This window comes from Micromonospora sp. NPDC050276 (assembly GCF_044459545.1).
Classification (GTDB): Bacteria; Actinomycetota; Actinomycetes; order Mycobacteriales; family Micromonosporaceae; genus Micromonospora.
Window position 1 is genome coordinate 107881 of sequence record NZ_JBITJA010000014.1, and the last position, 14780, is coordinate 122660.

The 14780-nt window shown below is 70.2% G+C and carries 14 protein-coding genes; 5 read left to right on the forward strand and 9 right to left on the reverse strand.

The window, feature by feature from the left end; translation table 11 throughout:
* Positions 1–10: 10 nt before the first annotated feature.
* The 4 genes from ACIBF8_RS26200 to ACIBF8_RS26215 all read left to right on the forward strand — a co-directional run bounded on the left by ACIBF8_RS26200 (position 11) and on the right by ACIBF8_RS26215 (position 4289).
* The gene (locus tag ACIBF8_RS26200) at positions 11–1192 is read left to right on the forward strand and encodes a 4-hydroxybenzoate 3-monooxygenase (RefSeq protein ID WP_396786409.1); all 1182 of its coding nucleotides are present in this window, start codon (positions 11–13) and stop codon (positions 1190–1192) included.
* Positions 1193–1399: 207 nt separating this feature from the next.
* Entirely contained in the window at positions 1400–2374 is a 975-nt protein-coding gene (locus ACIBF8_RS26205) for an ABC transporter substrate-binding protein (RefSeq protein WP_396786410.1), read from the forward strand.
* A 307-nt stretch (positions 2375–2681) separates the two neighbouring features.
* Positions 2682–3407, forward strand: a complete 726-nt coding sequence (locus tag ACIBF8_RS26210) for an ABC transporter ATP-binding protein (protein ID WP_396786475.1) — start codon at positions 2682–2684, stop codon at positions 3405–3407.
* Between the two features lie 39 nt (positions 3408–3446).
* Positions 3447–4289 (forward strand): PaaX family transcriptional regulator C-terminal domain-containing protein, encoded by an 843-nt coding sequence (locus ACIBF8_RS26215; RefSeq protein ID WP_396786412.1) that lies wholly within the window; start codon positions 3447–3449, stop codon positions 4287–4289.
* Here the strand turns inward: ACIBF8_RS26215 and ACIBF8_RS26220 are convergent.
* From ACIBF8_RS26220 to ACIBF8_RS26255, 8 genes are all read right to left on the reverse strand, one after another.
* On the reverse strand, positions 4267–5790 hold the full coding sequence (locus tag ACIBF8_RS26220; RefSeq protein ID WP_396786413.1) for a long-chain fatty acid--CoA ligase: 1524 nt from the start codon (positions 5788–5790) through the stop codon (positions 4267–4269). The two genes, ACIBF8_RS26215 and ACIBF8_RS26220, sit on opposite strands and share 23 nt — an antisense overlap.
* A 58-nt stretch (positions 5791–5848) precedes the next feature.
* A complete protein-coding gene (locus ACIBF8_RS26225; protein WP_396786415.1) occupies positions 5849–6301 on the reverse strand; it encodes a MaoC family dehydratase in 453 nt (150 codons plus the stop codon).
* Positions 6302–6318: 17 nt separating this feature from the next.
* The gene (locus tag ACIBF8_RS26230; protein ID WP_396786416.1) at positions 6319–7200 is read right to left on the reverse strand and encodes an amidohydrolase family protein; all 882 of its coding nucleotides are present in this window, start codon (positions 7198–7200) and stop codon (positions 6319–6321) included.
* Between the two features lie 32 nt (positions 7201–7232).
* Complete coding sequence (locus ACIBF8_RS26235; RefSeq protein WP_396786417.1) at positions 7233–8159, reverse strand: SDR family oxidoreductase; 927 nt, start codon at positions 8157–8159, stop codon at positions 7233–7235.
* 76 nt (positions 8160–8235) lie between these two features.
* On the reverse strand, positions 8236–8991 hold the full coding sequence (locus ACIBF8_RS26240; RefSeq protein ID WP_396786418.1) for an IclR family transcriptional regulator: 756 nt from the start codon (positions 8989–8991) through the stop codon (positions 8236–8238).
* Positions 8992–9021: 30 nt separating this feature from the next.
* Positions 9022–9975 (reverse strand): PDR/VanB family oxidoreductase, encoded by a 954-nt coding sequence (locus ACIBF8_RS26245; RefSeq protein WP_396786419.1) that lies wholly within the window; start codon positions 9973–9975, stop codon positions 9022–9024.
* Positions 9972–10187 (reverse strand): hypothetical protein, encoded by a 216-nt coding sequence (locus ACIBF8_RS26250; protein WP_396786420.1) that lies wholly within the window; start codon positions 10185–10187, stop codon positions 9972–9974. Before ACIBF8_RS26250 ends, ACIBF8_RS26245 begins: the two co-directional genes overlap by 4 nt.
* Entirely contained in the window at positions 10184–11227 is a 1044-nt protein-coding gene (locus ACIBF8_RS26255) for a Rieske 2Fe-2S domain-containing protein (protein WP_396786421.1), read from the reverse strand. The genes ACIBF8_RS26250 and ACIBF8_RS26255 overlap by 4 nt, the downstream gene beginning before the upstream one ends.
* A 291-nt stretch (positions 11228–11518) precedes the next feature.
* On the opposite strand from ACIBF8_RS26255, the gene ACIBF8_RS26260 reads away from it, so the two are divergent.
* On the forward strand, positions 11519–13585 hold the full coding sequence (locus tag ACIBF8_RS26260; protein WP_396786423.1) for a glycogen debranching N-terminal domain-containing protein: 2067 nt from the start codon (positions 11519–11521) through the stop codon (positions 13583–13585).
* A 43-nt stretch (positions 13586–13628) separates the two neighbouring features.
* Here ACIBF8_RS26260 and ACIBF8_RS26265 read toward each other — a convergent pair whose 3' ends face one another.
* Positions 13629–14774, reverse strand: coding sequence for a MalY/PatB family protein (locus ACIBF8_RS26265; protein ID WP_396786424.1), 1146 nt, complete (start codon positions 14772–14774; stop codon positions 13629–13631).
* Positions 14775–14780: the final 6 nt, after the last annotated feature.

Consider the following 14780-nt stretch of genomic DNA (forward strand, 5'->3'; position numbering starts at 1 on the left):
GGAGAGGAGCATGCCGGGAATGCGTACCCAGGTCGGCATCGTCGGGGCCGGGCCGGCGGGGCTCATGCTGTCGCACCTGCTGCACCTGAGCGGAGTCGAGTCCGTGGTGCTGGAGAGCCGCAGCCGCGACCACGTCGAGCACCGGCTCCGGGCGGGGGTCCTCGAACAGGGCTCCGTCGACCTGCTCTGCCGCAGCGGCGTGGGCGAACGGCTGCAACGGGAGGGGCTGCGGCACGAGGGCATCGAGCTGCGCTTCGCCGGGGAGTCGCACCGGGTGCCGATGACAGACCTGACCGGGCGGGCGATCACCGTCTACGGGCAGCAGGAAGTGGTCAAGGACCTGATCGCCGCCCGGCTCGCGGCCGGTGGCTCGATCCTCTTCGAGGCCGACGCGGTCCGCCTGGACGGTCTCGACTCGGCCTCGCCGACCATCCACTTTCGACGCGGGGGACGCGACGAAGAGCTGCACTGCGACTTCGTGGCCGGCTGTGACGGGTTCCACGGGGTGAGCCGCGGCACGGTGCCCGCGGGGGTGCTCACCAGCTACGAACGGACGTACCCCTTTGCCTGGTTGGGTGTCCTCGCCGCCGCACCGCCGGCGGTGGAGGAGCTCATCTACGCCAACCACGAACGGGGCTTCGCGCTCTACAGCATGCGCTCCCCCGAGCTGTCCCGGTTGTATCTACAGGTCGCGCCGGACGAGGACCTCGCCGCGTGGCCGGACGAGCGAATCTGGGCGGAGCTGCGGGCGCGGTTGGAGACGGTGCCGGGATGGTCGCTCAACGAGGGACCGATCCTGGAGAAGTCCATCACCCCGATGCGCAGCTTGGTGGTCGAGCCGATGCAGTGGCAGCGGTTGTTTCTGGCCGGGGACGCCGTGCACATCGTTCCGCCCACCGGCGCGAAGGGCATGAACCTGGCCCTCGCCGACGTCGCGCTGCTCGGGGACGCCTTCGCCGCGTGGTACGACGAGGGGCGCGGCGACCTGCTGGAAAGCTACTCGGCCACCGCGTTGCGTCGGGTCTGGCGGGCTCAGCACTTCTCCTGGTGGATGACCTCCATGCTGCACCGACTGGAGCGCGACGACCCGTACGAGACGAAGCTGCAAACGGCCACGTTGAGGTACGTCGCCACCTCGAACGCCTACGCCACGAGCCTGTCCGAGAACTACGTGGGCCTGCCCGAGGTCTGACGCGGGCCTGCGCGTCGCCCCCACCGGGGAGCGTTGTTCAACTTATTCATGACGGGCGTCAGAAATTATTGACTTTCGATGCCGGGGTGACTGACCATGGCCAGCACAGCGGCGTGCGCCCCCACGCAGCGGTAGTTCACCTGCAGATCCGAGGCATCCGCCGACTTCCGACGCACCCACCACCCCCGCCCAGGAAGGGCCTCGTCCATGAAGAAGGTCATGGCTCTCGGGCTGATCGCCGCTACCGCGATCGCCCTCACCGGATGTACCGACTCCGACGCGCCCAGCCCGTCCGAACAGACCACCGGCGATCTCCGCAAGGTCCGGGTTGCGGCGCTGCCCATCACCGAGACCGCCGCGCTGTGGGGCGGCATCAAGGCGGGCATCTTCGCCGAACGCGGGCTCCAGGTCGAGGTGCTGCCCGCCCAGGGCGGCGCGCAGGCCATTCCCGCGCTGATGAACGGTGACATCGACTTCGCGATCGGCCAGCCGTTCGGCCCGTTCCGCGCCGACCTGCGGGATCTCGGCGTCGTCATCATCGGCAACTACGCCTCCTCGTACGCCGACGGCGACGACATCAACGCCGTGGTGGCCTCGGCGAAGTCCGGTATCAGGCGACCGGCCGACCTCGCCGGCAGACGGGTGTCGGTCAACAGCCTGGGCGCCGCCGGCGACGTGACGATCATGGCGGCGGTCGAGAAGGACGGCGGTGACCCGTCCACGATCAAGTTCGTCGAGGTCGCCTTCCCGGACGCGCCGGCCCAACTCGAATCCGGCAACATCGACGCCGCCTGGGTGCCGGAGCCCTTCGTCACGCAGCTGAAATCCCGTGGCGACACCTTCATCGTCGCGCCCTACCAGGCGGTGGTGCCCGGTCTGACCACCCTCACCACGATCGCCACGAAGGAGCGTACGGAGAAGGACGCCAAGCTGGTCGAGGACTTCTCGGCGGCGATGAAGAAGACCCTGGAGTGGGCCAAGGACCCGGCCAACGAGACGGCTCTCCGGCAGGCCATCAAGGACAACCTGGAGCTGCCCCCGCCGGTCGCCGATTCGGTGCGGCTCCCGGCCTTCGGTTGGGAGGTCGACCGGTCGAGCCTGCAGACGCTCGCCGAACTCGCCCAGAAGTACAAGGTGCTCGACAAGCAGCCCAACCTCGACCGTCTCATCCAGCAGCGGTAGCCAGCGCGATCCCGCCCTCCCTGGCCCGGACCGGGAGGGCCTCGCCACCCGCCTGACGACGGGAGTGACATGCGTGTCCTTTCCCCCCGACGCCTGCGTTCCCTCCGTAAGACGATGCTGGGCGCCGTCGGCCTGACCGGGTTCCTCGTCGTCTGGCAGCTGATCCCGACGTTGGGCCTGATCAACCCGCAGTACCTGCCGTACGTGACGGACGTGCTGGCGCGGCTGTTCGAGCAGCTCGTCGACCTCGCGTTCTGGCGGCGGCTGGGCAGCACCCTGACGTCCTGGGCGACCGGTCTGACGGGACATCAGCTTCACGATGGATGCCGGCGAGCTCGTCTGCATCGTCGGGCCGTCGGGGTGCGGCAAGACCACCCTGCTGAAGTGCCTCGCCGGCCTGCTGCGGCCCACCAGTGGCGTGGTCGAGATGGACGGCTCACCGGTGACCGGGCCCAGCCCCGCCATGGCCGTCGTGTTCCAGGAGTACGGTCGCAGCCTCTACCCGTGGCTGACGGTGCGCGCGAACGTCGAGCTTCCGCTGCGGCACAAGAAGCTCCCCCGCGCGGCCCGGGAGAAGCTGGTCGTCGACGCTCTCGAGGTGGTCGGCCTGGCGCACGCCGCGCGCAGCCACCCGTGGCAGCTCTCCGGGGGAATGCAGCAGCGCGTGGCGATCGCCCGGGCGATCGCCTACCAGCCCGATGTCTTGATCATGGACGAACCGTTCGCCGCGGTGGACGCGCAGACCCGGGCCGACCTGGAGGACCTGGTCCGCGAGCTGCACGCCAGCCGCACCATCTCGGTTCTCTTCGTCACCCACGACATCGACGAGTCGGTGTATCTGGGCCAGCGGGTTTTAGTATTGTCCACCTCGCCGACCTGGGTCCAGGAGGACCTCGCGATCGACCTGCCGCCGGCGCGTGATCAAATCACCACCCGCGCCCTGCCCCGCTTCACGCAACTGCGGACGCACGTCTACGACCAGATCCAGCGGGCCAAGCGCGGGCAGACAGTGGCCCCGTGGTCCGCACCGTGATCGGCGGTCAGACCAACGATTTCGCCGAAGGGAAGGGCTGTGGGTAGTCGTCAGCCGAAGCAGCTGTTGCTCGCCTTCTTCGGCGAGCACGTTGTCGATGGCGCCACCGGGCCGATCCGGGCGAGTGTCCTGATCAACGTGCTGGAGGGCGCGGACGTCGCCGCACCGGCAACCCGCGCGACCCTCGACCGTCTCGTGCACAGCGGCATCCTGACCCGCAGCAGGAGTGGTCGGGAAACCCTCTTCTCGCTGACCGAGCACGGCGTGGCGGTGCTGCGCGAGGCAACGTACCGCGTTCGCGGGCCGCGGCCGTTCGACCCACAGGGCACCGGATGGACCCTGGTCACCTTCTCGATCCCGGAGGGTCAGCGGATGCTGCGGCACCGACTGCGCTCGACCCTCACCTGGGAGGGGTTCGCGCCGCTGCGGGACGGGCTCTGGCTCGCACCCGGCGAGGTCGACCTCGCCGGGTCGTTGGAGCCGCTGCGGCAGGACCTCGCGGCCAACACGGTGATCGCCTTTCACGCCCGCGAACTCGCCGGTTTCCCGATCGCCGAGAGCGTGCGCGCGGCGTGGGACATCGAGGCGATCCGGCGCGCGCACCTCGCCTTCATCGAGGTGTGGGGCGACCCGTCCGCGCTGGCGATGGCGCCGAGCGCGCTGACCGTACGGACGATGCTGGTGGCCGACTGGCTCGCGCTGCTGCGCGCCGACCCGAGGCTGCCGGCCGAGTTCATGGACGCGCAGTGGCCCGCCACCAGATCGGCGGAGACCTACCGCCGGATGCACGACAAGCTGGCCGAGGCGTCCGCTGCGGAGTTCGCCGAACTCGTCGCGGCCCGGCCTTCGGCTACTTCGGCTAGGCGCCGAAGCGGGTCCTGAGGTCGGCCTTGCGCACCTTCCCCGACGCGGTCCGGGGCAGTTCGTCCACGATGACGACGTTCTTCGGCAGCTTGTAGCGCGCGATCCTGCCGTCGAGGAACGCCCGGACACTGGCGGTGTCCACCGACGTCCCCTCCCGTACGGTCACGACCGCCCATGGCACCTCCCCCCAGCGCTCGTCCGGTACGCCGATGACCACCGCCGAGGTCACCCCGTCGATCTCGACAAGCAGCTGCTCGACTTCGAGCGGGTAGATGTTCTCGCCCCCCGAAATGATCATGTCCTTGAGTCGGCCGGAGATGTAGAGGTAGCCGTCGGCGTCGAGGTGACCGAGGTCGCCGGAGCGGAACCATCCGTCGGCGGTGAACGCCTCGGCGGTCGCCTCCGAGAGCCCGTGGTAGCCGGGAAACACGTTGGGCCCAGCAATCTCGATCTCGCCGATACCGCCGGTGGGCACCACCGTGCCAGCCGGGTCGGTGATCCGTACGTCGGTGAAGAAGTGCGGCAGACCGACGCTGCCCTGCTTGACGCGGGTCATCGCGGACGGCAACGCGGTCACGCCCGGCGCGGCCTCGGTCATGCCGTAGCCCTGCGAGAACGACAGGCCCCGCGCCTCGTAGGCGTTGAGGATGCGGACCGGCACCGCCGAACCTCCGCAGGTGAGCTTCGTCAACGTCGACAAGTCGGTCGACGCCCAGGCGGGATGGTCGGCCATCAACTGGTAGGTGGTCGGCACGCCGCTGAGCATGGTGACCCCGTGCCGTTCGATCTGCGCGAGCGCGCGGCCCGGCTCGAAGCCCTTCTCGACGACCATCGTGGCGCCCTTGAGGATGACGGGCAGGGCGCCCATCCCGAGCGAGGCGACGTGGAACAGGGGCGAGATCATGAGTGCGACATCGGTGGATACGACGTCGTAGTCGACCACACAGTTGAGCGCCACCCAGGTGAGGTTGCCGTGGGTCAGCACGGCGCCCTTGGCCCGGCCGGTCGTGCCCGAGGTGTAGATGATCGCCGCCGGATCCTGGTGGACGGTGTCGGCATGGTCGCCGAACCCGACGCCGGCGGCCCGAGCCAGGCGGGCCAACCCGGGTCGGTCCGCGGTGCCCTCGCCGTTGACGATGACGTACGGGGTCCGGGCGGCCGGGATGGCGGAGGCTACCGGCACCGCGAAGTCCGGGTCGTGGATCAGCACCCGCGCGCCGCAGTCCGCGAGGACGTAGGCGATCTCGGGTGCCGCGAGCCGGGTGTTGACCGGCACGAAGACGGCTCCGAGCTGGGCCACCCCGAACATGACCTGGAGAAAGTCGGGGCTGTTCTCACCCAGGTAGGCGACGGAGTCACCCTTGCCGACGCCCCGCTCCCGCAGCACCATCGAGATCCGGTCCGTGGCGTCGGCGAACTGTCCGTACGTCATGGTCGCGTCGCCGTGGATGATGGCGACCTGGTCCGGGGACTTGAGCCGGCGTTTGGCCAGCCAGGCGCCGATTCCGTGCTGATGCATCAGCAAACTCCTGGGGTGGAGGTGGTGTGCGCACCCGGCTCGACGGTTGCCCCCGGGTTCAGGCGTAGAAGCGGTACAGCCCTCGCGCGACGACCGCCGGCTTCGGCCCGCCCTCGATCTCGATCGTCTGGTCCACAGCGAGCTGGTAGCCACCGGCAACCTTGACGACCTCGACGACGGTGGCCCGCATGCGCACCCGCGCCCCGACCACGACGGGTGCGGGGAAGCGCACCTTGTCGAGACCGTAGTTCACCTTCGTGGTCACGCCCTTGACCTCGAGCAGCTCGGTCCAGAAAGGAACCGCCATCGAGAGGGTGAGGAAGCCGTGAGCGATCGGGGCGCCGAACGGACCGTTCCTGGCCCGTTCCGGGTCGACGTGGATCCACTGGTGGTCGTCCGTGGCGTCGGCGAACAGGTCGACCTGGTCCTGGGTGACCGTCCGGTACCCGGTGTGCCCGAGATCGGTGCCGGCGAGGTCACCGAGCCGGTCGTAGATGATGGTCGTCGTCATGGCGCTTCCTCTCGTCGTCACCGGGCAAGACCCAGTAGGCGGGCCGCGTTGTCCTTCAGGATCCCGGGGAGGACGTCCGGCTTGAGGTCGGTCGCTCGCACGTCGCGCAGCCACCGATCGGGGGTGAGCATTGGGTAGTCGGTGCCGAAGAGCACCCGCCGCTTCAGCACCGAGTTGGCGTAGCGGACCAGCTCGGCCGGGAAGTACTTCGGACTCCAGCCGGACAGGTCGATCCAGGTGTTGTGCTTGTGCGTGGCCACCGACAGCGCCTCGTCCTGCCAGGGCACCGACGGGTGGGCCATGATGATCTGCAGGTCGGGAAAGTCGGCCGCGATCGGGTCGAGCAGGATCGGATTCGACAGTCCGAGCCGCAGGCCGTAGCCGCCTGGCGTACCCGCGCCGATGCCGGTCTGCCCGGTGTGGAAGAGCGCCGGGACACCCGCCCGCTCCAGGAGGCCCCACAGCGGCGCGTACTCGTCGTGGCTCGGGTCGAAGCCCTGCACGGTGGGGTGGAACTTGAAGCCGCGGACACCCTCCTCGTCGATCAGTCGGGCGGCGAGTTCGAGGGCGGCCTCCCCGGTGCGCGGGTCGACCGACCCGAAGGGGATGAGCACGTCGGCGTGCTCGGCCGCCGCGCGGGCGATGTCGACGCTCGACAACGGCTGGTGCCTCAGCTGCGTACCCGCGTCCACGGTGAAGACGACGGCGGCCATGCTCCGCTCGCGGTAGAACTGGGCCACCGCGTCGACCGCCGGCCGTGGCCCGTCCGTCTTGAAGTACGCCGACGCCGCCGCCACCAGCGGCTCGGGCAGGGAGGTGTGACCGTGGTCGTCGACCTCGATGTGCACGTGCATGTCGATCGCCGTGACGTCGTCGAGGTCGATCGCGGGCTGGTACATGGGGCCAACCTTCATGGGGCTGCGCGGGCAGGTCAGGACGCGGCGGACGCGAATTCCTCGGGCAGCTGCGGGAAGCGTTCACCGACGCTCTGCGCGGCCCCGGCGAACGTCGTCGGCCAGGCTTCCACCAGCGCGTCGTAGGTCCAGCCGCCCTCGCGGTGCGCGGTCAACGCCGCCTCCGGGTGGGTCCAGATCTGGAGGCGGTCACCGCCGACGCCGATCACCTGCCCGGTCACCGAGGCGGCCGCGTCGGAGCCGAGGAACGCGACGAGCCCGGCCACGTCGTCCGCCGTGCCAAACCCCAGCTCGTGTCGGAAGAAGGCGGGCACCGGCTCGCCGCTCGCCTCGGCCCGCACCGCCGCGGCGAAGTAGGGGACGGTGGCGGTCATCGCGGTCGCGGCGACCGGGACGACCGTGTTGGCGGTGATGCCGGCCCGCTCGAGCTCCAGTGCCCAGGTCCGGACCATGCCGACGATGCCCGCCTTGGCGGCCGCGTAGTTGGTCTGACCGAAGGTGCCCCGCTGCCCGGTGGGTGATCCGACGCAGATGATCCGCCCGCCCTCGCCGGCCTGCCGCATGTGCCGCACCGCCTCACGCACGGTGGTGAACGTGCCGCGCAGGTGCACGGTGATGACGGTGTCGAAGTCGTCGTCGCTCATCTTCCACAGCACGGTGTCGCGTAGGACACCGGCGTTGGTGACGAGGATGTCCAGCCGCCCGAACTGCCCGACCGCCGTACTGACGAGTTCCTTCGCGGTCTCGGTCGGGCCGACCGGCGCGACCACCGCGACGGCCCGGCCACCGGACGCCTCGATCGCCGCCACGGCGGCAGCGGTGCTCTCGGCGTCGACGTCGTTCACCACGACAGAGGCACCCCGCCGCGCCAACTCCTGTGCGTAGGCGAGGCCGAGACCTCGCCCGGACCCGGTGACGATGGCGACCTTGCCGTCCAGAGACATGAGTGCTCCCTCTCGTCGGTACCGGACCTCCGGGTAACACGCGCACCGGCAACGTAATGCAGAATTTGATCGGGCGTCAACGATCTGCAGTCTGTTGCAGCGCCCGGGAGATCACCCGGCCCGCGGCCTGGACCAGTGGGGCCAGCGCGACCGGGTCCGCCCGGTCGTGGGCGACCACCAGGGAGATCGCCGCCAGCACACCCGCCGGTACGCGGATCGGCGCGGCCACCGAGAGGGCGTCCATGGTGACCTGGCGGTCGCTGACCGCGTACCCGACCCGGCGTACGTCGGCGAGGCACCGGCGTAGCCGCCTCGGGTCGGTAATGGTCAGTTCGGTGTACCGCTCCAGCGGTGCGGCCAGCACCTGCTCCTGGATCTCGGCCGGCGCGTGGGCGAGCAGGACCAGCCCGACGCCGGTGGCGTGCAGCGCGAAGCGCCCGCCCACCCGGGTGAGCACGGGCACCGCGTGCCGCCCGGCGATCCGTTCGATAAAGACGAGTTCGAGGTCCTGCCGGACGGCGAGTTGGACGTTCTCGTGGGTCACCTCGTACAGGTCCTCCATGACCGGCAGGGCCAACTCCCGCAGCCCGAGACCTCTCGGGGCGAGCGAGCCCACCTCCCACAGCCGCAAGCCGATCCGGTACCGCCCGTCGTCGCCGCGCTCCAGCGCTCCCCACGCGACCAGTTCGGCGACCCGTCGGTGCACTGTGGGCAGTGGCAGCCCGGTTCGACGGGCCAGCTCGCTCAGCGTCAGCGCCGGCGTGACCGGACTGAACGCGTCGAGCAGCGCCAGCACCTTGCTCGTCACCGACCGTCCCGGTTGCGCGCGCACCCCGTCATCATCCCCGCCCGCGCCGGCCGCTCACAGCTCCAGCACGAGGCGGGGCGTACGGGCCCGCGAGACACAGATCATCATGGTGTCCCCGGCGGCCCGCTCCTGCGCGGTGAGCAGGCTGTCGCGATGCTCCGGCACGCCGGCGAGCACCGACGTCTCGCAGGTGCCGCAGGTGCCCTCCCGGCAGGACGACAGGACCTGCACGCCGGCCTCCTCCACGGCCTGCAGGATCGACACACCTGGCGGCACGGTCACCGTCCGCCCGGAGAGCGCGAGTTCGACCTCGATCGTCGTCTCCGGCCCGCCGGTGTCGGCCGACGCGGTGAAACGCTCGACGTGCAGGCAGCCGGGCGGCCAGCCCCGACAGTGCTCCTCCACCGCTCTGACCAGTGGTTCCGGGCCGCAGCAGTAGACAAGCCCGGCATCGGGCCGGCCCAGCAACCGGGCCAGATCGAGCAACCCGGTCTCGTCCTGCGGGTACAGGCTGACCCGATCGCCATACTTCTCCCGCAGGGTGGTGGCGAAGGCCATGGTGGCGCGGCTACGTCCCCCGTACACCAGCCGCCAGTCGGCGCCCGCGGCGTCGGCGGCGGCGACCATCGGGGTGATGGGGGTGATGCCGATGCCGCCGGCGACGAAGAGGTACCGCCGTGCGGCGACCAGCGGGAAGGTGTTGCGGGGTCCGCTCACCCGGACGGTCGCGCCGACGGTGAGCCGCTCGTGTACCAGCCGGGAACCGCCGCGTCCGTTCGGCTCGCGCTGCACCGCGATCCGCAGGACGGACCGGTCCGCCGGGTCACCGCAGAGGGAGTACTGGCGGGCCAGCCCGGCGCCCAACTCCAGGTCGATGTGCGCGCCCGGCATCCACTCGGGCAGGTCACCGCCGTCCGCGCGACACAGCCCGATCGCCACGACCCCCGTCGCCACCTGGTCCCGGCCCACGACCACCAGCTCCACACCGGACAGCACGTCCACGGTCACGCCCGCATCGAAGGCCGCACCGGCGGACGGGGTGACGGGACGGCCGCACCCTGATGACCCTGCGGGTGCGCGAGCAGCCACTCCCACAACTCGGCCGGCTCCTCGGCGACCCGCTCGGCCCCACAGTGGCAGATCCCGCGCAGGGTGTCGGTGCCCGGCACCCAGTGGATCCGGTAGACCCGATCCCCGGACCGCACCCCTTCGGACCTCACCGCGCCACTCCCACCGTCCCCGCCCCGACCATCCGGGCCAGCAGTCGCCGCGCGGCCAGGCCACCGGTGTCGATGTTGATGCTCAACTCCTGATACCTGTCCGGCTCGGTCGCGATCACCTGCTCCAGGATGTTGAGCGCCGTCACGTCCTGCATGACCACCGTGTGGTTGCTGTGGTGCAGGTACTCGCTGACCGACTCGTCGTCGATCGCGAAGTCGCGCGCCACGGCCCAGAAGTCATAGGTGGTGTGCGCGGTCGACGGGGTGATGGCGTACACGATCTCGGCGTGGAACGCCTCGCTGTCCTCGCCCTCGGCCGGCGGATAGACGCCCTGCGGCGCGATCCGGCTGTGCAGGAGGTAGAGGCAGGGCGGGTGGTACTCGATGTCCTGCCATCGGGTGATCCGGCCCTGGATTCCGGTCGAGCGGGCGTAGAACGGCGGGCACTCGGCGTCGTCCATGTGCCGACTGACGTAGACGATCCCCCGGTCCTCGTCCACCTCGGTGGTGATCGGGGTGTTCGCCACCTCGGGCGTACCGATGTAACCACCGTGCAGGTAGGTCTCGTGGGACAGGTCCAGCAGGTTGTCCACCAGCAGGTCGTACCGGGCGTTCAGTGGTGCCATGCCCCGCACCACGGCGTACCGCGGATCGGCAAGCCACGGCGCACGGGGGATCGCGGCCGGATCGGCCCCGTCCAGGTCGCCGATCCAAACCCAGATGAAGGAGTCCTGCTCCACCACCGGGAACGACACCACCCGCGCGGTGCGCGGGATGCGCTGTTGACCGGGTACGAAGACGCACGCGCCGGTCGGGTCGTAGGTGAAGCCGTGGTAGCCGCAGACGACGGTGTCGCCGTCGAGCCGGCTCTCCGACAGCGGGAAGCGCCGGTGCACGCAGCGGTCAGCGAGCGCCACCGCCTTCCCCGCAACGGTGCGGTACAGCACCAGCGGCTCACCGAGCACCGTGCGGGCGAGCAGGCTTCGCCCCACCTCGCTGCCGTAGGCCGCCACATACCACTGGTTACGGGCGAATGCCATGCGACCGGACCTCCATGCCGACGAACGTCGATGGAGCCGGATCGTCCCGTGCGGTGTCCCCGCCGGGGAACTGGCGCTTTCACTGAATGAAAGCCTGGGCTCTCGCGCATGTGACGCGTGCCCTTCGATATCGCAGCGAGGTCATCTTTTCGAGTCCTAGACTGCGGTGCACGGCGGGGTTTCTACCCCGCCAACCGGGGGGAGAGCGCCATGCAATCTCGGTCGACACCGTCCGGGTCTTCGTCGACAACCCAACAATCCGACAAAACTCACGGTGGCGCCAACCGCGACATGCCGCCGGAATTGGGATCGGATGCTGTCGGCATCTTTGAGGGCCGAACCTTCATGTTGTCCGATCCAACCGGAAACGTGCCAACGGACTCCATCGCCGGTCTGGTACACGACGACACCCGCTACCTCAGTCGTTGGGAGATGACCCTCGACGGGAGCGCACCCCTTGTCCTCAGCGCGAACACCGTCGATCCGTACTCGGCGGCCTTCTTTCTCGCGAACCCTGAGGTCGACGGCCTGGCGGCGAACCGGATCGGCGTGCGGCGGGAACGGTTCGTCGGAGACGGAATGTACGAGCGGATCACGGTGCAATACTTCGGCACCGAGCCGGTCTCCGTGCGGCTGCGCTTGGACGTCGGCGCGGATTTCGCCGACCTCTTCGAGATCAAGGGCGCGGGTCGGAGCAGGCTGACCGACATCCGGCGGACCCACCGATCGGACGGCTCCGCCCTGCGTTTCTCCTACCAGAACTCGCACTGGTCGGCCGTCACGACCGTCGAGGCCGAGCCGCGCGCCGATCGGGTCGAGGGCGACGCACTGGTCTGGGACGTACACCTGGGGCGAGGTCAGACCTGGGGTTGCGAGCTGCGGGTGTTGCTGAACTGTCGGGGCACGGAATACCAGCCGGCCAGCCGCAGCTTCGGCGAGGAGCACGACCCCGGCGCCGACGACGCGACGTGGCGGTGGAGGGCGAACAAACCGCACCTGAGCGCCGAATCAGCACTGCTCGAGAGCGTGTACCACAAGTCGGCCAGCGATCTCGTGTCGATGCGGATCGCCAAGGAGATCCGAGGCGAGCAGGTCGTCCTGCTGGCCGCCGGCATGCCCTGGTTCCTGGCGGTCTTCGGACGGGACACGTTGATCACCGCCTACCAGAGCGTCACGTGCGGGCCCGACGTCGCCCGAGGGGCGCTCGTCACGCTCGCCGCCCACCAGGGCAGCATCGTTGACGACTTCAGCGACGAGGAGCCGGGAAAGATACTGCACGAGTTCCGGTCCGGTGAGCTGACGCAGCTCGGCATCATGCCGTACGGCCCGTGCTTCGGGGCGGCCGACACCACCCAACTGTGGCTCATTCTGCTCTCCGAGTACTGGCGGTGGACGGGCGACGACGCGTTGATCCAGCGGTTGCGTCCGAACGCCGACGCGGCTCTGCGGTGGATCGACAACTTCGGAGACCGCGACGGCGACGGCTACGTCGAGTACGCCACGCGATCTCCCGAAGGTATGCGCAACCACTGCTGGCGCGACTCACCGGACGGTGTCCAATTCGCCGACAGCAGACTCCCTTCGCTGCCGGTCGCCACCTGTGAGATCCAGGGCTACACCTATGACGCGAAGCTCCGCGCCGCGCAACTCGCCGACGGACCCTGGGCCGACCCCGCACTGGCGCGACGTCTGCGGACGGAGGCCGCCGAGCTGCGCGAGCGGTTCAACCGCGACTACTGGCTGCCCGAGCGCGGCGGCTACTACGCGATCGGGCTCGACGCCGACAAGCGCCCCATCGACTCGATGACCTCGAACATGGGCCATCTGCTGTGGAGCGGCATCGTCCCGCCCGACCGTGCCGCCGCGGTGGCCCGGCAGTTGATGTCCGACCAGATGTTCAGCGGCTGGGGCGTGCGGACCCTGTCCACCGCGGAGGTGGGGTACAACCCCATCGGCTACCACCTCGGCACGGTGTGGCCGCACGACAATTCGATCATCGCCGCCGGACTCGCCCGGTACGGTCATCACGACGCGGCGAATCGCATCGCGATGGCGATGTTGGAGGCCGCCTCCCACTTCGATTACCGGCTACCCGAGGCCATCTCCGGGTACGACCGCTCGCTCGGCCGCCGACCCGTGCCGTACCCCACCGCCTGCAACCCCCAAGCCTGGGCCAGCGGAGCACCCCTGCTGTTCCTCCGAACCATGCTCGGCCTCGACGTCCACGACGGCATCCTCGCCACCGACCCGCATGTCCCCGAGGCGCTGGGGAGCATCCGGCTGACCGGGGTCACCGTCCACGGCGCGCGTCAGACCGTCGAGGCTTCCGCCACCGGTCGCAGGGCGAACAGCGCGTAGCGGCGGGCGACGTCGACCCCCAGCGCCACGCCGCCGTGGCCTGTCACGCCACGGCGGTGGCCATCCGCCGGACCGCCTCGGTGATCACCTCTGGCGCGGTGGCCAGATTGAGCCGGACGTGCCCGCCGCCACCGGTGCCGAACGTCGTACCGGGGTTGAGCGCCACGCGGCCGCGGTCGAGGAACACGGCGGCCGGGTCGTCGCCGAGGCCCAGGGCGCGGCAGTCGAGCCAGGCGAGATAGGTGGCCTGCCCGGGTTGGTAGCGGATGCCCGGCAGGTGCTCGGCGAGCAGCGCGGCGAGGAGCCGACGGTTGTCGTCCAGGCCGGTCAACAAGGCGTCCAGCCACTCGCCGCCGTCGCGGAAGGCCGCCGTGTGGGCGATCACGCCGAGGTGGCTGGTGCTGACGCTGACGTCGAACGGGACGCGGGCGACGTCCCCGGCCGCGGCCGGCCCGGCGACCAGGAGCCCGCCGCGTAGGCCAGCCAGGTTCCATCCCTTGGAGGCGGACATCAGCGACAGGCCGTTCTCCGCGCCGGGCACCGAGAGGTACGGCACGAACCGCGCTCCCCCAACCATGACCGGCGCGTGGATCTCGTCGGCGACCACCCGCACCCCGTGCCGCTCGGCCAGCCCGGCGACGGCGGTCAACTCGTCCGCGGTATGCACCACGCCGGTCGGGTTGTGGGGGCTGCACAGCAGGTACGCCGCCGGCCGCCCACCGGCCCGAGCCTGCCGGAACGCCTCCTCCAGCGTGCCGAGGTCGATCCGCAGGTCCGCGCCGAGCGGCGCCTCCACGATCCGGCGGCCGGCGTGCGCCACGACCCCGTAGAACGGCGGGTAGACCGGGCAGTTGACGACCACCGCGTCCCCCGGCTCGGTGACCAGGCGCAGCGCCTCGACGACGCCGCGCATCACGTCGGGCACCAGCGCGGTGCGCTCCACGACCAGCCCGGGCCAACCCCACCGCCGCCGGGCGAACTCCGCCACCGCCTGCGGATACGCCGTACCGGCGGGGTAGCCGGTGTCGCCACGCGCGACGGCCTCGGTGATCGCCCGCGCGACCGGCTCGGCCAACGGCACGTCCATCTCGGCCACCCAGAGCGGCAGCACGTCAACGGGGTACTCCCGCCACTTGAGGCTCGTCCGCTGCCGGAGCTGGTCGATCGTGAGCTGGCGAAGGGGATTCATCGCGCA

Bases quoted from the DNA above. Each gene is read 5' to 3' on its own strand.
- ACIBF8_RS26235 (WP_396786417.1), bottom strand. From the start codon at position 8,159: ATGTCTCTGGACGGCAAGGTCGCCATCGTCACCGGGTCCGGGCGAGGT.
- ACIBF8_RS26220 (WP_396786413.1), bottom strand. From the start codon at position 5,790: ATGCATCAGCACGGAATCGGCGCCTGGCTGGCCAAACGCCGGCTCAAG.
- ACIBF8_RS26200 (WP_396786409.1), top strand. From the start codon at position 11: ATGCCGGGAATGCGTACCCAGGTCGGCATCGTCGGGGCCGGGCCGGCG.
- ACIBF8_RS26265 (WP_396786424.1), bottom strand. From the start codon at position 14,774: ATGAATCCCCTTCGCCAGCTCACGATCGACCAGCTCCGGCAGCGGACG.
- ACIBF8_RS26255 (WP_396786421.1), bottom strand. From the start codon at position 11,227: ATGGCATTCGCCCGTAACCAGTGGTATGTGGCGGCCTACGGCAGCGAG.
- ACIBF8_RS26230 (WP_396786416.1), bottom strand. From the start codon at position 7,200: ATGTACCAGCCCGCGATCGACCTCGACGACGTCACGGCGATCGACATG.
- ACIBF8_RS26260 (WP_396786423.1), top strand. From the start codon at position 11,519: ATGCCGCCGGAATTGGGATCGGATGCTGTCGGCATCTTTGAGGGCCGA.
- ACIBF8_RS26205 (WP_396786410.1), top strand. From the start codon at position 1,400: ATGAAGAAGGTCATGGCTCTCGGGCTGATCGCCGCTACCGCGATCGCC.
- ACIBF8_RS26225 (WP_396786415.1), bottom strand. From the start codon at position 6,301: ATGACGACGACCATCATCTACGACCGGCTCGGTGACCTCGCCGGCACC.